Raw genomic sequence first — 22,941 nt, forward strand, 5'->3', positions numbered from 1 at the left:
CCGATGTCGAACTCGAACTCGCGAATCTCGAGTTCGGGCAGCAGCAGCTGTCCGCGCTCATGGTTCTGGAACGAGTAGCCGACCTGGAACAACGGGTGGCGTGCGGTGGAGCGCACCGGGTTGAGCACTTCCACCAGACGTTCGAACGGCACGGTCGCGTGTTCCAGCGCCGCAAGGTCGGCGGCCCGCGCCCGGGCCAGCAGCCCAGCGAACGACTCGCCGCCGTCGACCCCGACGCGCAGGACGAGAGTGTTGACGAACATCCCGATGACGTCGTCCAGTTCGGCGGCGCCGCGTCCGGCGACCGGCGTGCCGATCGCGATGTCACCGGCGCCCGACCACCGCGCGAGCAGCACGGCGAAAGCGGTGTGCACCACCATGAACAGCGTCGCGCCGTGCCGCCGGCCGAGGGCGGCCAGATCCGCGTGCAGCCGCGCGCCGATCGTCAGCGGAACCTTGTCCCCGCGCAGGGTCTGCCGCGCGGGGCGGGGGCGGTCGGTCGGCAGCGCCAGCTGATCCGGCAGTCCGGCGAGTGTCCGGGTCCAGAAACGAATCTCGCGGGCCGCCACCGATTCGGCGTCGTCCTCGGCGCCGAGCAAATCGCGTTGCCACAGTGCGTAATCGGCGTACTGCACGGTCAGCGGTGTCCAGTCCGGCGCAGCGCCACCACGGCGCGTGGTGTAGGCGACCATCAGATCCCGCACGAACGGTGCGATGGACGAGCCGTCGGCGGCTATGTGGTGCAGCACCGCGGCGAGCACGAAATCCGGCCGCGCGCCCGTGCGGACCACGCGGAACAATCGCATCCGCACCGGAATCTCGGCGGTGACGTCGAAGGTCGTCTCCGCCAGTTCCCGGACCCGCCGCGGTAGTTCGCCTTCCGCGACATCGATCGGCCGCAGCGCCGGAGCGGTGGCGGGTTCGACGAGTTGCACCGGTTCGCCGTCGATCTCCGGATAGCGAGTGCGCAGCGCCTCGTGCCGGGCGACCACGTCACCGAGCGCGGCGCGCAAGGCGGGCACGTCCAGCCGGCCGGACAGCCGCAGGGCCACCGGGATGTTGTAGGCGGTGGAGGACTGGTCGAACCGATTGAGGAACCACATGCGCTGCTGCGCGGGCGAGAGCGGGACCCGCTCCGGGCGCGCCGCCGCCACCAGCGCGGGCCGGGTGCCTCCCATGGCCACCGCGCTCGCCGCCGCCGCGAGGTCCGCGACCCTGGGAGCTTCGAACAGCGCGCGCACACCGACGGTCCGGCCCAGCGCCGCGCCGATCCTGGTGACCGCTTTCGCGGCCAGCAGGGAGCTGCCGCCGAGCGCGAAGAAGTCGTCGTCGGCGCCGACGGCGCGCTCCGCGCCCAGCACTTCGGCGAACACCTCCGCCACGACCCGTTCGCTCGGCGTGGACGGCGCCCGGTAGGTGGTCGATTCGAACCGTGGCGCGGGCAGCGCGGCGCGGTCCAGCTTGCCGTTGACCGTCAACGGGATGCGCGGCAGCGGGACGATCGCGGCGGGCACCATGTGCTCGGGCAGGCGATACACCAGGGCTTGTCGCAGCGCGGCGGTGTCGACGGAGTCGTCCGCGCCGACCGCGTACGCGACGATGCGCGGTTCGTCCACCAGATCGGTGCGCACCACCACGGCCACTTCCCGGACCGCTTCGGACGCCTCGAGCAGCGCGGCCTCGATCTCACCGAGTTCGACGCGGAAGCCGCGCAGGTTCACCTGCTGGTCCGCGCGCCCGAGATACTCCAGCTCGCCGTCGGCGGTCCAGCGGGCCAGATCGCCGGAGCGGTAGGTGAGCGCTCCGTCGCTCGCGTACGGGTCCGCGACGAAGCGGCCCGCGGTCAGTGCGGGACGGCGCAAGTAGCCGCGCGCCAATTGGCCGCCGGAGACGTAGATCTCGCCGGGCACGCCGACCGGGACCGGCCGCAACCGGTCGTCGAGCAGGCGAACGGTCAGTCCGGGCAACCCGGCGCCGATCACGCCGGCCGAGCCGGTGTGCCCGTCGATCTCCCGATAGGACACGTGCACCGTGGTCTCGGTGATGCCGTACATGTTCACCAGGCGCGGCGCGTCCGGGTAGCGGGCGAGCCAACCGCCGAGGCGCTGCGGCTCCAGCGCCTCGCCGCCGAAGACGACGACGCGCAACGCGAACGCGGCGGGTTCCGGTTCGGCCAGATCGGCGGCGACGAGCTGATAGAACGCCGACGGTGTCTGGTTGAGCACGGTGACCCGCTCGGCGAGCAGCAGCTCACGGAACTGCCGCGGCGAGCGCGAGGTGTAGTAGTCGACCACCACCACCGTCGCGCCGGACAGCAGCGGTCCCCACATTTCCCAGACCGAGAAGTCGAAGGCGTAGGAGTGGAACAGGGTCCACACGTCCGCCGGGCCGAAGCCGAAGCGCCGCCGCGTGTTGTCCAGCAGCCGCAGCACGTTGCGATGCGGCACCACAACGCCTTTGGGCCTGCCGGTGGAACCGGAGGTGTAGATGACGTAGGCCACATGACCGGAGCGCAGCGGGGTGCGCCGATCCACATCGGTGACCGGCTCGCCGCCGAACTCGACGAGGTTCGGTGCGGCGACGTCGATCACCGGTCCGCCGAACCAGCCGCGCGGCAACTCGGTGGCGGCCCCCGCGATCGCGCAGATCGGCCGGGCATCGTCGAGGACGTATTCGATCCGGTCGTCCGGGTAGGCCGGATCGATCGGCAGGTATCCGCCGCCCGCTTTGAGCACCGCGAGCAGGGCGACCACCAGTTCCGCCGAGCGGGGCAGGGCGACGGCCACCAGTGTTTCCGGCCCGACGCCCGCGGCGATCAGCCGCCGCGCCAATCGGTTGGACCAGTCGTCGAGTTCGGCATAGGCCAGCGACCGTGCCCCGTCGCGCACCGCGACGGCGGCCGGGTCCAGCGCGGCGGCCCGCGCGAAACGCTCGGCCACACTGCCGGTGGCGTCCGCGACGTCGGGGCCGCCGACCGGCCACTCGTACAAAGCGCGATGCTGCTCCTCGGCGCTGAGCAACTGGATGTCGCCCACGACCACGGTGGGATCGGCGGCGATGGCGGCGAGCACCTGAGTGAACCGCCTGCCGAGAACGGTGACCGACGGCGCGTCGAAAAGATCGGTGGCATAGCGGATCTCGACCTGCATGCCGTCGGCGCGCCCGTCCGGGTCGTTCGACTCGAGCACGGTGAACTGGAGGTCGAACTCGGCCACCGGCGCGTCGAACTCCTGCGCGCGCACCCGTAGATCAGGCAGCTCGAGCTCGGGCAAGGCGAAGTTCTGGAAGGTCAGCGCCACCTGGAACAGCGGATGACGGTTGCGCGCGCGGGTCGGAGCGAGCATCTCGACGAGCCGCTCGAACGGCGCGTCGGCGTGCGAGAGCGCGTCGATGTCCTGGTCGCGCACCGCGTCCAGCACGGTCTCGAACCTGGCTCTGGAGTCGACGGCGGTGCGCAGCACCAGCGTGTTCACGAACATGCCGACGAGCCGGTCCAGCGCCGCGTCACCGCGTCCCGCGACCGGGGTGCCGATCGCGATGTCGGCGCCGCCCGACAGCCGGGCCAGCAGTACCGCCAAGGCCGCGTGCACCGTGCTGAACAGCGTGGTCTCCCGTTTGCGCGCCAGCTCGCCCAGCTCGCTGTGCAGGTCGGAATCGATCCGCAGGCGGTGCGTCGCACCGCGATGGGAGGAGATCGCCGGACGGGGACGGTCGGTGGGCAGTTCGAGTTGCTCCGGCAGGCCGTCGAGGGCGCCGCGCCAGTAGTCGAGTTGCCGCTCGGTGTCGGCGAGATCGGCCTGCCAGAGCGTGTAGTCGGCGTACTGCACCGGCAGCGGATCCCACTCGGGCGCTGCCCCGGCCCGGCGCGCCGAGTAGGCGGTCATCAGGTCCTCGGCCAGCGGACCGAGCGAGAAACCGTCCGCGGCGATGTGGTGCAGCACCAGGGCGAGCGCGTATTCCGCCTGTGGCGCGCCGTCGATCGCGAACAACGCTGCCCGCAGCGGTGTTTCCGTGGTCAGATCGAAAGGCGCGGCCGCCAGCTCCCGAAGCTGTTCCGCCAGTGCGGTTTCGGCCACATGTGTGACCGGGAGGTCGGGCGCGGACGGCGGCAGGACCAGTTGTTCCGGCCCGTCCGAGCCGTCCGGGTAGACGGTCCGCAGGATCTCGTGCCGGGCCACCACGTCGGCCAACGCCATGGTCATCGCCGCGACGTCGAGCTCACCGGCGAGGCGCAGCGCGACCGGGATGTTGTCGATCGCGGCGGCGGGCCCGGCCTGCTCGTCGGCGTGGAAGCGGTTGACGAACCAGACGCGCTGCTGGGCCGGAGACAGCGGGACGCGCTCCGGCCGCGGGCGGGGGCGCAGCGGGACGCGACCGCCGTCGCCCCGATGCGTTTCGGCGCGAGCCGCCAACGCGGCGACGGTCGGTGCGTCGAACAGCGCCCGCACCGGAATCCGGGTGTCGAGCGCGGCGCCGAGCCGGGCCGCCACCCTCGCGGCGGTGAGCGAGTTGCCGCCGAGGGCGAAGAACCCGTCGTCCAGGCCCACCCGGTCGACGCCGAGCAACTCGCCGAACGCCGCGGCGACGAGTTTCTGCACGGGCGTCGCGGGCGCACGGAACCGCGCGGGCTCGATCGCGGGCGTCGGTAGCGCTCGGCGGTCCAGCTTGCCGGAGGCGTTGACCGGGAACTCGGGCAGCACGACGTATGCCGACGGGATCATGTACGCCGGGAGACGCCGGGTGAGCGTCGCTTCGAGCGCACCGATATCGAGGTCCGCGCCGGACGCGGAGACCAGGTAGGCGACGAGCCGCTCGCCGGTCCCCGCGTCGTCGCGCGCGACCACTACCGCCTGAGCGACTTCCTCCAGACCGGTCAGCGCCTGCTCGATCTCCCCGAGTTCGATACGCAGACCACGCAGTTTCACCTGGAAGTCGGTGCGGCCCAGGTACTCCAGCTCACCGTGTTCGGTCCACGCCACCAAGTCACCCGTGCGATACATCCGCGCACCCGGCTCCCCATACGGATTCGCCACGAACCGATCGGAGGTCAGATCCGGACGCGCGACATAACCCCGCGCCAGCTGAACACCCGCGAGATACAGCTCACCCGCCACACCCACCGGCACCGGACGCAACCGCGCGTCCAACACCAACACTTGGGTGTTGAACACCGGAGCACCGATCGGCACCGACTCGGTATCGGCGTCGACGACCTCGTGGAAGGTGACGTCGACCGCCGCTTCGGTCGGGCCGTACAAGTTGTGCAAGGCCGCGCCGGTCAGCTCGCGCAGGCGGTGCGCGGGCTTGGGCGGCAACGCCTCACCCGAAGCGAACACCAACCGCAGCGAATCGCATCGCGCCGCAGCCGCATCCGCGACGAACACCGCCAACATCGACGGCACGAAGTGGGTGACGGTCACCTTCTCCGCGCTGATGATCTCGGCGAGGTAGGCCGGGTCACGATGCCCGTCCGGCTTCGCCACCACCAGGCGCGCACCGATCTGCAACGGCCAGAAGAACTCCCACACCGACACATCGAACGTCGCAGGAGTCTTCTGCAACACCACATCAGCGCCGGTCAACTGGTAGGCCGTCTGCATCCACACCAGACGGTTCACGATCGCCGAATGCGAAACCGCCACACCCTTCGGACGACCCGTCGAACCCGACGTGAAGATCACATACGCGGTGTGCGACGACGTGAGCGTCCCGAGACGATCCGCGTCGGTCAGCGGTTCGCCGGAATAGTCCCCGGTATCGAACAGGTCGACGTCCAGCACCGCCCACATCCCGGCGGCCCGTCCGGACAGGTCGAGCCCGTCCTCGGAGCGGCTCAGCACACACACCGGCCGCACCGTCCGCAGTATGTCGGCGATCCGCCCGGCCGGATGCTCCGGATCGATCGGAACGTAGACTCCCCCGGCCGCGAGCACCGCGTACAGGGCCACCACGAGATCGACCGACCGCCGCATGCCCACCGCCACCGGCTGGTCCGGCCGCACGCCGACGGACACCAGCAGCCTGGCCAGCCGGTGCACCCGGCTCGCGAACTCGGCGTAGGCGAGCGAGGCACCGTCGAAGGTCACCGCGAGCGCCTCGGGCGTCCGCGCCGCCTGCGCCTCGAACAGCGACACGAGCGTCGCGGCCGGATCCACCGGGTGCCCGGTGGCATTCCAGGCGCCCAGGATGCGGGCACGTTCCCCTGGGCTGAGCAGATCGATCGCGCCGACGGGCACCCTCGGGTCGGCGGCCACCGCGTCGAGCACCCGGCGCAAACGCAGGGCGAACGACGCGACGGTAGCCGAATCGAACAGATCGGTCGCGTATTCGAAGACCGCGGCGAGACCGGAACCGTCCGCCGCCTCCGTCACCGACAGGTGCAGATCGAATTTCGCCGTTCCCGTGTCGATGTCGAGCCCGGAAACGGTCAGGCCGGGCAGCTCGAGATCGGTGCGCGCGGTGTTCTGCAAGTCCAGCATCACCTGGAACAGCGGATGCCTGGCCGCCGACCGCTCCGGGGCGAGCACCTCGACCAAACGCTCGAACGGCGCGTCGGCGTGGGCGAATGCGGCCAGGTCGCGCTCGCGCACCGCCGCGACCAGGCCGGTGAACGTCAACTCGGCCCGCACATCGGCGCGCAGCACGACGGTGTTGACGAACATGCCGACGAGCTCATCGAGCGCACGCTCGCCGCGACCGGCCACCGGGGTGCCGATCACGATGTCCTGCTGCCCGGTCAATCCGGCCAGCAGTGTGGCGAACGCCGCGTGCAGCACCATGAACAGCGAGGCGTTCGCGCTGTCCGCGATCTCGCGCAACCGGCGCCGCGTCGCGGCATCGATGGTGAAGGCGTGGCGCGCGCCGCGACCCGACGCGACGGCCGGGCGCGGCCGATCGGCGGGCAGCGTCGTCACGTCCGGCAGACCGGCCAATTCGCCCCGCCAGAACCGGATCTGCCCGGCCAGCATCGCATCCGGGTCGTCCTCGGAGCCGAGGACCTCCCGCTGCCACAACGCGTAGTCGGCGTAGTGGACGGTCAGTGGCGTCCAGTCGGGTGCGCCGCCCGCACGGCGAGCGTCGTAGGCGCGCATGAGATCACGGGTGAGCGGTGCCAACGACCAACCGTCGGCGCTGATGTGATGCAAAGCGACGACGAGCACGTGCTGCTCCACGCCGAGGCGCAGCAGGGCGAGGCGCACCGGCGGCTCGCGATCGATCCGGAAGGGCGTGGCCACCAGTTCGCGAATCCGCTCCGTCAGCCGCCGCTCGTCGACCGATTCCGCGACCAGCCCGACCCGCGCCTCCTCGACCGGGAGCACCAGTTGATACGGAATACCCTCCGCCGCCGGGTAGACCGTGCGCAGCGGCTCGTGCCTGGCGAGCACGTCGACCACCGCGTCCGCCAGCGCGGTCTGATCGAGCGCGCCGCGCAACCGGATGGCGGCGACCAGATTGTCCGCCACCGAGGCCGCGTCGAACTGGTTCAGGAACCACATGCGCTGCTGCGCGTAGGACAGCGGGATCAGTGTCGGGCGCGCCCCGGCGACCAGCGGCGCCCGGCTACGCGCCCGGCCGCCGGACAGGTCCGCGGCCAGCGCCGCCACGGTCGGGAACTCGAACAGCGCCCGCACCGGCACCTCGGTGTCCAGCGCGTCCGCCAAGCGGGCCGCGATCTGCGTGGCGACCAGCGAATTCCCGCCCAGCGCGAAGAAATCGTCGTCCGAGCCGACCGGATCGACGCCGAGAACCTGCCCGAACACCGCGGCGACGGTCCGCTCCACCGGCGTCCGGGGCGCGCGGAAAGCCTTCGTGACCGGCATCGGGTCGGGCAGCGCCTTGCGGTCCAGCTTGCCCGACGGAGTCAGCGGCATCGCGGTCAGCGGGACGTACGCGGTGGGCACCATGTACGAGGGCAGCACCGGGCGCAGCCGCTGCTCCAGCTCCGCCGCGAGCCGATCGGGGGCGATCGCGCCGACCACGTAGGCGGCCAGCGTCTCGCCGGAGGGCTGCGCGACGACCCGCACCGCCGCCGCCCGCACGTCGTCCATGGCGAGCAAGGCCGCCTCGATCTCGCCGAGCTCGATCCGCTGCCCACGCAGCTTCACCTGGAAGTCGCCGCGGCCCAGGTATTCCAGCGCGCCGTCGCGGCGGCGGCGCACCAGATCCCCGGTCCGGTACATCCGGCTGCCCGCCGGTCCGTACGGGTCGGCGACGAAACGCTCCGCGCTCAGGTCGGCCCGGCCGAGGTAGCCGCGCGCCAGCTGCACACCGGACAAGTACAACTCGCCGACCACGGCGTCCGGAACCGGTCGCAACCGGTCGTCCAGGACCATGGCACGGCTGCCCGGCACCGGACGCCCGATCGGCGCCGGACCGCTCGCGGCCGGGTCGACCGGGGCGTACGTGGCGTGCACGGTGAATTCGGTGGGGCCGTAGAGGTTGTGCAGTCGCGCTGGGCTCACCGCGGCGAACGTGGCGGCGGCCTCACCCGTCATCGCCTCCCCCGCGACCAGCACGGTGCGCAGGGACGCGATCGCGGCAGGCGCGGCGGCGTGGGCGAACACCGTGAGCATGGACGGAACGAAGGAGGTCATCGTCACCCGGTGCGCGGCGATGGTCGCGGCGAGATACCGGGGATCGCGGTGCCCGTCGTGGTCGGCGACCACGATCCGCGCGCCCCGGGTGAGCGGCGCGAACAGCTCCCACACCGACACGTCGAAGGTGGCGGAGGTCTTGAACAGCACGACATCGTTCGCGTCGATCCGGTATTCGTCCGCGATCCACCTGACCTGATTGACCGCCGCGTCATGCTGCACCGCCACGCCTTTGGGACGGCCGGTCGAACCGGAGGTGAAGATGACGTACGCGGTACCGGAAGCGCGCAAGGGGGCGAGCCGATGCGCGTCGCCGACCGGCGCGGCGGAGTATTCGGCGACCTCAGGGGCGTCGGCCGCGAGCACCGGCGTCGCGGGTAGCTCCGCGAGCGCACATCGATCGGCGAATTCCCCCGCCTCCTCCCGGGATCGGGTCACTACGCACACCGGGCGGGCCGCGGCGATCACCTGCGCGACCCGGGCCGCCGGCTGGTCCGGGTCCACCGGCACGTACCCACTGCCCGCGGTCAGCACCGCGTACGCGGCCACCACGAGATCGACCGAACGCGGCATGCCGAGCACGACCAACCGCTCGGGCCCCACCCCCGCGGCGATCAGCCGACGCGCCAGCCGGTTGACCGCGCCCGCGAACTCCGCGTAGGTCAGCCGCCGCTCGGCGTCGAGTACCGCGACCGCGTCGGGGGTGCGCCACGCCTGTGCCTCGAAGGCGGTGAGCAACGTCTCCGCCGGGTCCTGCGCGCCCGCGACGGCCTGCCCCGCCGCGAGTGCGCGCGCTTGCTCGTCGCCGTCCAGGAGAGGCAGATCGCGCACCGCGATCGCGGGATCGGCGGTGATCGCCCACAAGAAGCCGATCAGCCTGCCCGCGTAACCCGCGATGGTGGCTTCGTCGAAGAGATCGGTGGCGTAGGTGAATTCCGCGGGAACCCCCGCCGGTGCCGAACCTTCCCCGAGTCCGGCACCGGCGGCGTTCTCGGTGACCGTGAGCTGGAGATCCAGCTTGGTCACTCCGGTGTCCAGGGTACTGGTGGCGACCGACAGTTCGGGCAGTTCGAAAGCGATTGCCTCGGCGTTGTCGAAGGCGAGCAGCACCTGGAACAACGGATGACGCGCCTGCGAGCGCGGCGGATCCAGCGCCGCGACCACCCGCTCGAACGGCAATTCGGCATGGCCGAAGGCGGCGAGGTCGTCCTCGCGGACCCGCGCCAGCAAGGCGGTGAAGGGCTCGGCGGCGTCCACCCGGGTGCGCAGTGCCAGGGTGTTGACGAACATGCCGATCAGGTCGTCGAGCGCGCGGTCACCCCGACCCCCGACCGGGGTGCCGATCACGATGTCGTCGGTGCCGGAAAGCCGCGCCAGCAGCGCGGCCAATGCGGCGTGCGTCAGCATGAAGGTCGAAACGCCGTGCGCGCGGGCGAGTTCGTTCATCCGGGCGATCAGTTCGCCGGGGAACTCGAAACCGAACACCGCGCCACGGCCGGAGGCGACCGCGGGGCGGGGCCGGTCGGCGGGCAGGTCGAGCTGGTCGGGCGCGCCCGCCAGCGCGTCGGTCCAGAACGACAGCCGATCGGCCGCGAACGAATCGTCCGCGGAGCCCAGCAACTCGTGCTGCCAGAGGCTGTAGTCGGCGTACTGCACCGGCAGCGGGGCCCAGGCGGGCGCGCTGCCGCCGCGGCGCGCCCCGTACGCGGTCATCACGTCGCGGGCCAGCACGCGCAGCGACAGCCCGTCGGCGGCGACGTGGTGCAGGACCAGCGCGAGGGCGTGACTGCCGTCGTCCACCGCGAAGATCCGCGCCCGGATCGGGATCTCCCGTTCCAGATCGAAACCGCGGGCGGCGAACGCGCTCAGCCGCTCGTCGAGGTCGGTGGCGCCGATCGCCTCCGGCGCGGCGGCGATCGGCGCCACCGACAACACGACCTGCCGTGCCGCGAGCCCCGCGCCGTCGCCGGGCAGCAGCGCGGGGAAGATCGTGCGCAGCACTTCGTGCCGGAGAACCAGATCATCGAGCGCCTGCCGCAGCGCGGTGACGTCCACCGCACCGCGCAACCGCACCACGAACGGCATGTTGTAGCTCGCGCCGGCCCGCTCGAACCGGTTGAGAAACCAGATGCGCTGCTGCGCCGGAGAAAGCGGAACCAGCGGCGGCCGTGGCCGTGCCCGCAGCTGCGCGACCAAGGACGCGCCGCCGGATCCACCGGCCCGCTCGACGAGCCCGGCGAGTTCGGCCACCGTGCAGGCGGCGAACACGTCGCGGACTCCGAGCGGGCAGTTCAGGTCGGCGGACAGCCGCGCGGCGACCTGCGTGGCCACCAGACTGTTTCCGCCGAGTGCGAAGAAGTCGTCGTCGCGACCGACCAGCGCGTTACCGAGCACTTCGGCGAACACCCGCGCGACCGCCCGTTCCACGGGGGTGGCAGGCGCGGTGTAGCCGGTCGACGCCCTGCTCGGGGCAGGTAGAGCGGCGCGATCCAACTTTCCGGACGCGTTCACCGGCAATGTGTCGAGCACCACGTAGGCGGCGGGCACCATGTACCCGGGCAGCGCCTCGGCCGCCGCGGCGCGCAGCCGCTCCGGACGCACCGCGCCGGGCTCCGCCGCCACGACGTAGGCCACCAACTGCTCGCCGACCCCCGCGTCGTCGCGCACCACGACCACCGCGCGGGCCACCGCGTCCACCCTGGCGAGCACGGCCTCGATCTCGCCGAGTTCGATGCGCAGACCGCGCAGCTTCACCTGGAAGTCCGTGCGGCCGAGATACTCCAGCTCGCCCTGCGTGGTCCAACGCACCAGGTCACCGGTGCGATACATCCGGTTCCCCGCCTGTGCGGGCCCGCCGAACGGATCGGCCACGAACCGCGCCGCGGTCAGTTCCGGTCGAGCCACGTAGCCCCGGGCGAGCTGTACCCCCGACAGATACAGCTCACCCGGCGCCCCGACCGGCACCGGCCGAAGCCGCGAGTCGAGAACATGGAGCCTGGTGTTGAACACCGGCGCGCCGATCGGCACCGAGAGGGTATCGGTGTCGGCGACTTCGTGAAAGGTGACGTCGACCGCCGCTTCCGTCGGACCATACAGATTGTGCAGGCGAACGCCGGTCACGGCGCGCAGCCGCTGGGCGAGCGCGGCGGGCAGCGCCTCCCCGGAGGCGAACACCGTGCGCAGCGGCGTGCGGAACGCGGCATGCTGATCGGCGAGGAACGCCGCGAGCATCGAGGGCACGAAATGTGTCGTGGTGACGCCGTATTCATCGATGACCCGGCGCAGATAAGCGGGATCGCGGTGCCGGTCCGGCTGGGCGAGCACCAGCGTCGCGCCGATCTGCAGCGGCCAGAAGAATTCCCACACCGACACGTCGAATGTGGCCGGAGTCTTCTGCAGCACAACGTCTTGCGCCGATAGTCGGTAGGTCTGCTGCATCCACACCAACCGGTTGACGATCGCGCGGTGGGTAATGGCGACGCCCTTGGGCAGACCGGTCGACCCGGAGGTGAAGATCACATACGCCGGATGCTCCGGTCGCAAGGCCGCGACTCGTTCCCGGTCCCATATCGGCCCCGCCCCGACCGTCTCGGCGGCTCGGTCCACCCGCACCACCGGCAGACCGGACAGCTCCGGCGGCCGCTCGTCCCCGGCGAGCAGCAGGCAGGCCGGACGGGCCGTGGCCAGGATGTGCGCGGTGCGCTCGGGCGGGTGGTCCGGATCCAGCGGCAGATAGGCGCCGCCCGCGGCGAGCACCGCGTACATCGCGACGACCAGCTCCGGCGAGCGCGGCAGGTGCAGCGCCACCAGCGTTTCGGGCCCGACGCCGAGCGCGATCAGCGTGCGGGCGAGCCGATTGGCGCGCGCGGCGAGTTCGCGGTAGGTCAGGTCCGGCGCACCGGCGGCCCGCAGCGCCACCGCGCTCGGCGTGCGGGCCGCCTGCGCCTCGAACATCGACACCAGCGTCGCCACGGGAGCGAAGGCCACGGAGCGACCCGGCAGCTGCGCTTCCACGTCGAAACCCGTCTCGTTCCAGATCCGGGTGCTGACCTCGAGTTCCAGCTCGGTCGCGATTTCCACGGCGGCGAGCGCGGTGTCCGGCTCGGTGAAGGCCAGGCGCTCCAGATAGCGGAGGAATCGGGCGTGCTGCCTGGCGACGTCGTCGGCGGTGTACAGGTGCGGATTGGCCTCGAAGTCGACGTGCACCCGGTCCCGGTCGCCGTAGTAGACGTTGAGACTCAGGTCCTCGACCGGACCGGTGGACAACACGTGGTACCGCCCCACGGTGGCGCCGAGGGTGAGATCACTGCGGAACAACATGATGTTGGCCAGCGGGCCGAACAGCCCGCGGTGCGCCGGACCGGCGGCGCGCTCGGTGTCGCGCCGGATGTCCTCGTGACGGTAGCGCTGGTGGCGCAGCGCCCCCGCGACCTCGACGCGGGTGGCGCGCAGCAACGCGCCCCAACTGCCGTCGACCGGCAACCGCAGCGGCACGATGTTCGACAGCATGCCCGCCGAGCGCCGCAGCGCCGCGGTGGTGCGCGCGGTCACCGGCAGGCTCAGCACCGCCTCGTCCCGGTCGGTCAGTCGTCCGAGGTAGGCGGCGAATGCCGCGAGCAGCACCACGGCGAGCGTCGAATCCTGGCTCGCGGCAAGCGCGTTCATCCGTTCGACGAGTTCCGGCGTGAGCGCTCGCCCGGCGATCAGGTTGGTCGCGCCACGGGATGCGGAGCGACCGGCGAGGCTGGTCGCGCCGTCCAGCCCGGCCACCCGCTCGGCCCAGTGCGCGCGATCGGACTCGAACCGGGGGCTGCTCCGGTAGGCGAGTTCGGCCTGCGTCAACGAGGCGAGCGTCCCCGGTCGCACGGCCGCGGGTTCGGTGCCGCGCACCCGCGCTGTGTACCGCTCGGCCACCCGCATGGTGTTGGTGAGCGCGCCGTAGCCGTCCAGCACGATGTGATGGGCTCGCAGGTACCAGAAGTACCGTCGCTCGGCGACGCGCAATACGGCGCCCGCGAACAGCCGGTCGGTGCGCAGGTCGACCGGCGCGCTCGCGTCCGCGCGCATCCAGGCGTGCGCCGCGGCCGCCGGGTCGGCCTGGTCGCGCAGGTCGATCAGCGGAATGTCGACCGAGAGGCCGAAGTCGACGTACTGGTGCGGGACGCCGCCGGATTCCCCCAGCCGTACCAGCACCGACTCGTACTCGCGCGCCGCCTCCACCGTGACCTCTTGCAGCAGAACGGCATCCAACTCGCCGTGCACGTCCACGTACTGCGCGACGTTGATCGGCGCGTCCGGGTCGAGCAGCTGCCCGTACCAGACGCCGAGCTGCGCGGGCCCCAGAGCGAACGGTTCGGGTGCGATCCGGGACGACTCCGGCTCGACGGAACGCTGCGGCAACGCGCTGGACCCACCCAACTCCGTATCGTGCACCAGAGCCTCCTACTCGGCGGAACAACGGCTGTCCGAACGCTTTCGAGCAGCACGAACAAGCCGCTGCACCCGGCTGCCCAGCCCGGGCGCATGGCGTCGACCACCACGTGCGATTCGATGAGAGCGCGAGCGGTGCTCGGGCACGCTCGCGCGGAAAGCCGCCAATCCTCCAACGTCATCGCCGTGGAGCGGGCGCCACGGCTATGTCAGCTACGTCACACGGTCGTGATCCGTGCATTGCGAACATTAGGCGCTTCGTTAATAAAAAGGAACAATTTGCACTAAAAACTTCTGGACGCTTGTCCAACGCGGCTACCAGGGCCGGAAGTCCAGGGCAAAGCGTAATGCGCGATCACATTCGACCGCGGCGACGCCGATGGCTGTGCAGACTATGAGCCGAAACGTTGCATTCGCGTTGCATCGGCGCCGAGGCGGCGATCCAGTACCCGGATCTTGGCCTCGATCTGCGCATACAGCGGCGAGTCACGGTCGACCGTGGCCCGGTAGGCCGCCCACGCCGCGGCGTCGTCGCGCCCCTCCGGACACGCGGTCCACCGGCGCAGCACCGCCGCGTCGCCCGAAGCCAGCACCGCGGTGCGCAATCGAACCCGCACTTCGTCGCGAATGTCGATGATGCCGGGCGCGGTCGAACGCGGCAGCACCGGCCCGGCATAGAGCCGTAATGCGGAATCGACATCACCGGAGTCGAGCGCAGCGCGCAACGCCTCCACATCGGTTGCGACCGGAACGCGCAAACGGTAAGGCCGCGAACCGAACACGGTCGGACCGACCACCGCACGCAACCGGGACACGGCCGCGCGGATGGTGCCGTTGTCCAGATCGGTGTCGTCGAGCAACAGCGCGAGATGATCGGCGCCGAGTCCCTCCGGATGTTCGGCCAGCAGCAGCAGGATCTCGGCATGCCGCTGCGACAGGGGCACCCGATCATCCGCGACGCTCAGTTGCGGCTGACCGAGGCCGAGCACGTCGAGCGCGAGCCTGCCCGCCGGGTGCGGCTGCGCCGGGTCACGCCTGCCGCGACCGTCGGTCCGACGCTCGCCGGAGCGCATCGCGGTGAGCAGCAGGTCCATCTCCGCGGCCGTTGCGGTGGCTTTGATCAGGGCGAGAATCTCCGGCTTGGCCACCCGGACGCCGCCCGCGATCATCAGCACTCCGACCAGCCTGCCGTCCGGATCGTGCACCGGGGCCGCGGCTCCGGTGATCTGGTGCATCCGGTGCAGGAAGTGCTCCGGGCCGTGGATCCACGCGGCGCGCCCGGTACGCACCACCAGGCCGACCGCGTTCGTCCCGATGCGGCGCTCGCTCAGGTCGTCACCGGCGCGCAGGCCGATCTCCGCGGCGGCCGCGACCTGTTCGTCACCACCGTGCACCGAGAGCACCCGGCCGAACTGATCGGCCACCACGACGATCAAACCTGTTCTGGCCGTGTCCTGTACGAGCAATTTGTCGATCAGCGGCATCAGCGCGGCGATCGGATGGGCCTGGAGATAGCGCTGCAGATCTGCGCCGCGCAGACCGCGGCCGTCGACCGCGTCCATCGGATCGATCCCGCCGCGCAAGCTGCGCAGCCAGGACTCCAGCACGGCGGGACGCAGCAGACCGGCGAGGCGGGCAAGTTGATCGCCACCCGCGCCGAGATATCCGTGCGCCTGCGCGGCGTAGACTTCGAGCGCACCCAGTTGGGCGCCCGGCTCCACGCCCGGCCGTGGGGGTCGCCCACCTGCGATGTTGCTGACCATTTGCCTTTCTTTCCGCCCCAAACTGTACCGGCGCATTCAGGGCGGGAACGACCGATGTTCGGCTTTGTCCGCCAGGTCACACCCGGTGCGTATCCCGGCAAATTGTGACCGAACCGTCTTTCACTTCACGAGCACAGGTGTGCGGCCGCCTTTTCCGCGATCACCATGGTCGTGGCCTGCGGTCCACGACCGAGCGGCACCGGAACCACGGACAGATCCACCACGGACAACCCGGTAACTCCGTGCACCCGGCAGCGCTCATCCACCACGGCGGCCGCATCGTTTTCCCGGCCCATTCGACAGGTTCCGGACAAATGTTGCGAAGTGGCGAGATTCGCGCGTAACCAGGCATCGAGATCCGCGGGCCGCGGAATCGGATCGACCGGCCGCGCGTTCATTCGTCGCAGCAGCCCGCCCGCGGTCGCCACCGCGTCGCGTAATCGGGCGCGATCCTGGTCGGCGGTCAGGTAGCGGTAGTCGATCAGCGGCGCGGCGCCGGGGTCGGCCGACCGCAAGCGGAGCACGCCGGAGGATCGCGGCCGCATCAGCGTGACGCCGAGCCTGCGCACCCCGGGTGTGAACGACACGGCGTACGGCCGGATTTCGACATCGTCCACCTCGAGCACCCTCTCCAGCGGCACGCTCGGCGGTTCGGCCAGGTGCAGCAGATAGGAGATGCCCACTTCCGGATGGTCGCTGAGCCAGGAGCCCACCGGGGCGGCGTGCACGACCGGGATGCCGAGGGGGCGCAGCTGTTCCGGGTCGCCGATGCCGGAGCGCAACAGCAGCGTGGCCGACTCGATCGCGCCCGCGCAGAGCACGATCCGGTCGGCCCACTCGATGCCGCTCTCGCCATCGCGTACGTACTCCACGCCGACCGCACGGGTTCCGTCGAAGCGGATGCGCGTGACCGACGTTTCCCCTGCGACGGTCAGATTCGGGCGGGCCAGCGCGGGCAGCAGATAGCCGATCGACGGGCCGATGCGCCTGCCTCGGTCGCAATTGCACGGCACCGCGCCCACCCCCGCCCCGCTGTCGGGGGCATTGAGATCGGGCACCTCGGCGAACCCGGACGCGAGGCAGGCCTCCGTGAACGCGGCGCTGACCGGTGCGGGATCCGAGCTGCGCACCACGGGAATCGGGCCGCGGTCGCCGTGCCAGGGCTGTTCGCCGAAGTCGAGGTCGCGTTCGATCCGGCAGTAGAGCGGAAGCACGGTATCGAACGACCAGCTGTCCGAGTCGCCGAGCACCCGGCTCCAGGCGTCGAAATCCGCCACCGTGGCACGGACGAAGTAACCGCCGTTGACCGCCCCCGAGCCGCCGATCACCTTGCCTCGCACGATGGTTGCCGGCACCGGCGGCTCGTCGGCGAGGAGCACCTCGTAACGCCACAGCCACGGGGCCTCCGGACCGATCGGCAGCGACGCGGCGTCCAGCAATTCGGCGGGCATCGCGTCGCGACTGGTCCACATCCGACCGGCTTCGAGCAGCCGCACCGTATGCGCGGGATCGGCGCTCAATCGCTCCGCCAGGACACACCCGGCGGTACCGCCCCCGACGATGAGCGTGTCGGCCATTCGGACTCCCGTTCAGTATCTCGGCGCGGTCCGCGTCGCCGGACGGCGGCGCGGCGAGGGTGCGGGCAAGATCCAGGTCATCGCGGGTGCTTCAGGTCGATCAATGGGACGGTGTGGTGGGTTTCAGCGCTTCCACGCTGCGCGCGCGGAACGCGCCGAGCCACAGGCCGGTGCCGTAGGCGATGTCGTCGAGACGCTTGTAGACCGTGTAGCGGACGGGATCGAGGCCGCCCGAGTCGCGGTGGGTGAACCAGTCGGCCAATCCGTCCGCGACGGCCATGGTGATCGCGATGCGCCGCACCCGACGGGAGAAGAACATCGCCAGCACCGTGATCGGCCAGTAATGCCTGCACATCGCCGAGGCCAGACGCCACAGTCCGGCGAAGAAGCCGCGCGCCAGATAGATCGCGGCGATCCGGGTGGAGTTGTCCAGCCCGGCGAAGACGCGGCGCAACCGGGCCAGCGCGGTGATCAGGGTGACGATGCCGCCGAACAGTCCCCACTTGGTGAGCGTCGCGAACAGGAACGCGGCCAGCAGCGTCCAGGACGGCACCGACAGCGGTGACACCGTTCCCGCGTGCCGCTCGCCCAGCGGCGCCGCGCCGGTGCCGTAGAACAGCTTTCGGCCGAACCACGCGCGGAAGCACACCCGGTGGTCGTGCGCCACGTGGGCCGCGGGCTCGTAGCGCAGCCGCCAGCCCGCCCGCTCCAGCCGCCAGCACAGGTCGACGTCCTCGGCGACGTGCATCGACTCGTCGAAGCCGCCTTGCTCCAGCAGCGCCCTGCGCCGCGCCAGCAGCGCCGCGCTCGGCACGTAGGACACCAGCCCGCGCGAGTGCACCGCCGCCTCGCGCCTGCCCAGGTCGAGCGAGGAGCGGGTGTGCTCGTAGCGCGCCAGCGCGTTGGACTCCGGGTCCAGCGCGACGATCCGCGGGGCGACCAGCGCCACCCCGGGGTCGCTGAAATGGCCGAGCATCACTTCCAGCCACCCGCTGCGCGGCACCACGTCGGAATCCAGGAATGCGACGAAGTCGGTTGTCGCCGCCCGCAAACCGGCGTTGCGCGCGGCCGCGGGCCCCTGCTTGCGGTCGTGCCGCAGCACGGTCACCCGGCACCGGGTGCCACGATTGCGCGGTATCCGCACCGGCTGGTCGGACCCGTCGTCGACCACAATGACGTTGTGTCCGCGCAACGCGGCGAGCAGCCGCGCCAGTCCTTCGGCGTTGTTGTGCAGCGGCACGATGACGGTGACGTCCTCCGGCGACGGCAGCAGCCGGGGGCGGGGGTTGGCCACCCCGGAGTCGAGCAGCCGTCTGGCAACGACAGCGGACTTCGGGCCGGTCACCTCCAGGTACCCGTCGCCGATCATCTCGGCGGCCTCCGGGGCAAGTCGCAGCAACCTGGCCGGCGAACCGCCGATCAGAACCCGCCCGCCGGAGTATGCGCGTACCCGGGGATCGATCCGCACCCCGAATCCATCGGGCAGGCGATCATGGCGCATTCCTGGCATGCTAGGCGGAGTTTCGCGGGTAGACATCAACAGTCCGGAAAAAACGGCAGATTTCCGGGCGAAACCGGCCCGCGACCGGAACGGCCGCGCGCCGCACCCGATGCCGAGTGTTCGCTCGCACCCGTTTCCCAGCATCCGGCAACAGGGCGGCTATCTCCCGGTCGACGGCCGGGCGATAGCCACACCTGTACTCTCAGCATACTTTTGGCAAACTTCATGGCTTCATGCCAGCGGGCTCTCGTCGCAGGCCCGCGCCGGGCGGCGTTCCGGCGTGAATCCGGCCGGGCGCGTCGCACTCAGCGTCAGCGGAACCGGTCCGCTCTTGCGCCCGCCCGCGCGCGGGGCGACCCGGCGGGAATGGTCGACCGACGAACGCGGGATCATCCGCGCCGTGTCGGCCAGTGCCGCTTTGCCGTACCCCTGGACGCACTCCGGATCAGGCCCGTCGGCGGGCAGCCCGGTGAAGAACTTCGCCGCCATGCAGCCGCCGCGGCAGGCGTCGTAATGGCTGCACGACGCGCACGCGCCGCCGCCACTGGGCTCCCGCAGCTCCCCGAACAACTCCGAGGACCGCCATACGGCCCCGAAACCGCCGTCGGCCACGACGTTTCCGGCGCGGAACCGGTCGTGGATGGCGAACGGGCAGGCGTAGACGTCACCCACCGGGTCGACCAGACAGACCACCCGGCCCGCGCCGCACATGTTCAGCCCCGGCAACGCCGCACCGAAAGCCGACAGGTGGAAGAACGAGTCGCCGGTGAGCACGCCCTCCCCGTTGCGCAGCAGCCAGTCGTAGAGGACGCGCTGCTGATCGGGCGTGGGATGCAAGTCGTCCCACACGTCCGCACCCCGGCCCGACGGCCGCAACCTGGTCAAACGCAAGGTCGCGCCGTACTTTTCGGCGATGGCGCGGAACTCGTCGAGCTGCGCGATGTTGTGCCTGGTCGCCACCACCGACAGCTTCGCGTCCCGGAAACCCGCCGCGGCGAGATTCTCCAGCGCGCGAATGGCCATGGCGTAGGAGCCGGGGCCGCGCACGGCGTCGTTGACCTCGGCGTCGGCGCCGTCCAGCGACACCTGTACGTCGACGTAGTCACTGGCCGCCAGCCGGGCCGCGACCTCGGGCGTGATCCGGACTCCGTTGGTGGAGAACTTCACGCCCACATGGTGCGCGGTCGCGTAATCGACCAGTTCCCAGAAGTCCGGGCGCACCGTGGGCTCGCCACCGCCGATGTTCACGTAGAACACCTGCATACGCTCGAACTCGTCGATCAGCGCCTTACACTGCTCGGTGCTCAGCTCGCGCGGGTCCCTGCGCCCCGAAGACGACAGGCAGTGCACGCAGGACAGGTTGCAGGCGTAGGTGAGTTCCCAGGTCAGACAGATCGGCGCGGCGAGACCGGACTCGAAGCGGTCCACCAGGCGAACCGCCGCGTCCGACGGCGGGACCACCCCCGCCGTCGACGGCGGCGCCGTGGCCGCGCTCGCGACGGAGGGCGCCGTCGGTGCGCCGGCCGGCGCACCGATGATCATGTCGGATTCGGCGAGCTGTGTCAGCGCTTTGACGTAAGCCGCGGCGTTCTCCTCCGGCACGCCCGCCGCGCGCAGGGCGGTGCGCGCCGACGTGTGCTCCGGCAGCGACCGGACGATCTCGACGATCCGCGGACTCTTCAGGAAGGAGAGCTTGCGCGTGCCGAAGTGGTAGAGCAGCGCGCCGAACGGCTCCGGACGCAGCGCCACTCGCGGATGCAGCTGCCAGCGGGTATCGAGATCGAGCATCGTCATCGACCGCCCGTCAGTAGACGCCGCACATGCCGTCGATGGACACCTCTTCGATGAGGCTCTCCTCGACCAGCGGCGCTTCTTCGGCCGACCGCGCGGCGGCGGCCTCCACCCGTCCGGTGTTGTCGGTGTCTGCGTGTCCGGTGGACCCGTATTCCGGCATGGCTACCTCCGCGAGGACGATCCGTGTGCGAACTGCCCGGTGCAGTTCGTGCTCACACAATAACGTCATAAACTGACAAAACAACAGGTTTCAGTTATCCGGCGATCCGGGAGGTCCCGGGCTCCGCGCGCGCCGGGCGAGGAGCCGATTCCACCGCGAGCCGAGTGGAACAGGCGGCGACGCGACCTTCGCCCGGCGCTCTAGACTGCGGGTGGCAAGCAGCTGAACAGAATGTGACGGGCAGCACGCCCGCAGTGGTAGAGGTGGCATGGGAGTCGGACGAATGCAGGCGAACGGGGGCGGCGGCACACAGCGGTGCGCGCACCAGGCCCGGAGGCGGAAGCTTGCGTAACCACGGAGGGCCCGCGAGCACCACGAATCGAACACTGTCGGAGTCCGAGATCGTCGAGGCCGCGCTGCGCGTCGTCCGCGAGGACGGCGTGGAGAAACTGTCGATGCGGCGACTGTCCCGCGAACTCGGCGTCTCCCCGATGGCGCCCTATTACTACGTCGCCGACAAGCGCGAGCTGCTCGACCTCGTCGCGAGCGCGGCACTCACCGGAGTGCGCACGCCACCGGCCGAATCCGGCACGTGGCAGCATCGGCTGCGCGCTCTCGTCGACCAGATCGACGAGAAGTTGCGCAAGCATCCCGGCCTCGGCGACATCCTGATCGAGCAGATGCTGGGCAAACAGCTGGACCTGATCGCCGCGATCATGGACATCCTCGACGACGCGGGGTTCGGCGATCGCAACATTCTCGCCGCCTACGCCACCATCCACACCTACCTGTTCGGCCGCAGCCGGGTGAACCCGCGCGACCGCTCCGCGCCGGCCGATGTCACGCTGCCACCGGTTGTCGAGCGGGCCACCCGGTACATCGGTGACCTGCGCGGACGCTACTCCTACGACTTCGGCATGGAGGTGCTGATCGCCGGTCTGGAAGCCCAGCTTGTCCGTCAGGCGACGACCGACGTACGATGAAACTGAAACACGTTCTAGTTTTTGCGTCGCGGGTTGCCCGTGCCAGGTTCGAGAGGACGACATGACCACTGTCGAGGTTCCCCACGGCTCGCGCTCGGTCGTGCTGCGGGTGTCCGCGGTCATCGCCGAGACGGCCGACACCCGCTCGCTGGTCTTCGACGTTCCCGGCGAGCTGGCCGAGAAGTTCCGTTACCAGCCGGGACAGTTCCTCACCCTGCGCATCCCCAGCGACCGGACCGGCTCGGTGGCGCGGTGCTACTCCCTGGCCAGCTCGCCCTACACCGACGACCGCCCGAAGGTGACCGTCAAGCGGACCGAGGGCGGCTACGGGTCGAACTGGGTGTGCGACAACGTGAAAGAGGGCGACCAGATCGAGGTGCTGCCGCCCTCCGGCGTCTTCACCCCGAAGGATCTCGACGACGACCTGCTGCTGTTCGGCGCGGGCAGCGGCATCACGCCGGTCATGTCCATCCTCAAGTCGGCCCTGGCCCGCGGGAACGGCCGCATCGTGCTGGTCTACGCCAACCGCGACCACGAGTCCGTGATCTTCGCCGGTGAGCTGCGCGATCTGGCGGACAAGCACCCGCAGCGGCTCACCGTGATCCACTGGCTGGAATACCTGCAGGGCCTGCCGACGGCCGACGCGCTGGCCACCCTCGTCGCCCCGTATCGCGGCTACGACGCGTACATGTGCGGGCCGAAGCCGTTCATGGACCGGGTGCACGACGCGCTCGGGCAACTGGGCGTGCCGCGCACGCGCACACACGCCGAGGTGTTCAACTCGCTGGCCGGCGACCCGTTCGCCGATCAGGCGCCGGTCGAGGTCTCCGACGAGGAGGCGGCCGACGCGGCGACCGTGGAAGTCGAACTCGACGGCGAAATACACGAATTGAAGTGGCCGCGCAGGCAGACGCTGGTCGACATCATGCTGGCCAAGGGCTTGGACGTGCCCTACTCCTGCCAGGAAGGCGAGTGCGGCTCGTGCGCGTGCACGGTGCTGGAGGGCAAGGTCGAAATGGACAACGCCGAAATTCTCGACCCGGAGGATATCGAGAACGGTTACATCCTCGGCTGCCAGGCGCACCCGGTGACCGACCACCTGAAGATCCAGTTCTGAGCGCGCTCGCCTGAGATAATTC

At 70.6% G+C, this 22,941-nt stretch carries 8 protein-coding genes and 1 pseudogene (1 of these 9 running past the window's edge); 2 read left to right on the plus strand and 7 right to left on the minus strand.

What is annotated here, in order from left to right; genetic code table 11:
• From ACWEH3_RS05860 to mftA, 7 genes and pseudogenes are all read right to left on the minus strand, one after another.
• Window positions 1–14,027 carry the 5' portion of a non-ribosomal peptide synthase/polyketide synthase gene (locus tag ACWEH3_RS05860; protein WP_452358276.1) on the minus strand. The gene continues 3,760 nt to the left of window position 1, outside the view, so 14,027 of the gene's 17,787 nt are visible here — the first part of the coding sequence; it begins with the start codon at window positions 14,025–14,027; the stop codon falls past the left edge of the window.
• Between the two features lie 389 nt (window positions 14,028–14,416).
• Complete coding sequence (locus ACWEH3_RS05865; RefSeq protein ID WP_450020967.1) at window positions 14,417–15,787, minus strand: GAF domain-containing protein; 1,371 nt, start codon at window positions 15,785–15,787, stop codon at window positions 14,417–14,419.
• Between the two features lie 125 nt (window positions 15,788–15,912).
• Window positions 15,913–17,364, minus strand: a complete 1,452-nt coding sequence (mftG, locus tag ACWEH3_RS05870) for a mycofactocin dehydrogenase MftG (protein WP_450020969.1) — start codon at window positions 17,362–17,364, stop codon at window positions 15,913–15,915.
• A gap of 100 nt (window positions 17,365–17,464) precedes the next feature.
• Window positions 17,465–18,865, minus strand: coding sequence for a mycofactocin biosynthesis glycosyltransferase MftF (gene mftF, locus ACWEH3_RS05875; RefSeq protein WP_450020971.1), 1,401 nt, complete (start codon window positions 18,863–18,865; stop codon window positions 17,465–17,467).
• 231 nt (window positions 18,866–19,096) lie between these two features.
• Window positions 19,097–20,407: a mycofactocin radical SAM maturase gene (gene mftC, locus ACWEH3_RS05880; protein ID WP_450021054.1), complete on the minus strand. Its 1,311-nt coding sequence runs from the start codon at window positions 20,405–20,407 to the stop codon at window positions 19,097–19,099.
• A 51-nt stretch (window positions 20,408–20,458) separates the two neighbouring features.
• Window positions 20,459–20,659, minus strand: a pseudogene (gene mftB, locus ACWEH3_RS05885) (mycofactocin biosynthesis chaperone MftB); the annotation flags it as partial.
• Window positions 20,660–20,669: 10 nt separating this feature from the next.
• On the minus strand, window positions 20,670–20,768 hold the full coding sequence (mftA, locus tag ACWEH3_RS05890) for a mycofactocin precursor MftA (protein ID WP_157170973.1): 99 nt from the start codon (window positions 20,766–20,768) through the stop codon (window positions 20,670–20,672).
• 395 nt (window positions 20,769–21,163) lie between these two features.
• Between mftA and mftR2 the strand changes: the two genes are divergently transcribed.
• Window positions 21,164–21,802, plus strand: coding sequence for a mycofactocin system transcriptional regulator MftR2 (gene mftR2 / locus ACWEH3_RS05895; protein ID WP_450020973.1), 639 nt, complete (start codon window positions 21,164–21,166; stop codon window positions 21,800–21,802).
• A 61-nt stretch (window positions 21,803–21,863) separates the two neighbouring features.
• Entirely contained in the window at window positions 21,864–22,919 is a 1,056-nt protein-coding gene (locus tag ACWEH3_RS05900) for a 2Fe-2S iron-sulfur cluster-binding protein (protein WP_450020975.1), read from the plus strand.
• Window positions 22,920–22,941 lie beyond the last annotated feature (22 nt).

This window comes from Nocardia sp. NPDC004718, assembly GCF_053601535.1.

Coding starts and splice junctions, on each gene's coding strand:
- ACWEH3_RS05865 (WP_450020967.1), bottom strand. CDS start 15,787: ATGGTCAGCAACATCGCAGGTGGGCGACCCCCACGGCCGGGCGTGGAG.
- mftF (WP_450020971.1), bottom strand. CDS start 18,865: ATGCGCCATGATCGCCTGCCCGATGGATTCGGGGTGCGGATCGATCCC.
- mftG (WP_450020969.1), bottom strand. CDS start 17,364: ATGGCCGACACGCTCATCGTCGGGGGCGGTACCGCCGGGTGTGTCCTG.
- ACWEH3_RS05900 (WP_450020975.1), top strand. CDS start 21,864: ATGACCACTGTCGAGGTTCCCCACGGCTCGCGCTCGGTCGTGCTGCGG.
- mftC (WP_450021054.1), bottom strand. CDS start 20,407: ATGATCATCGGTGCGCCGGCCGGCGCACCGACGGCGCCCTCCGTCGCG.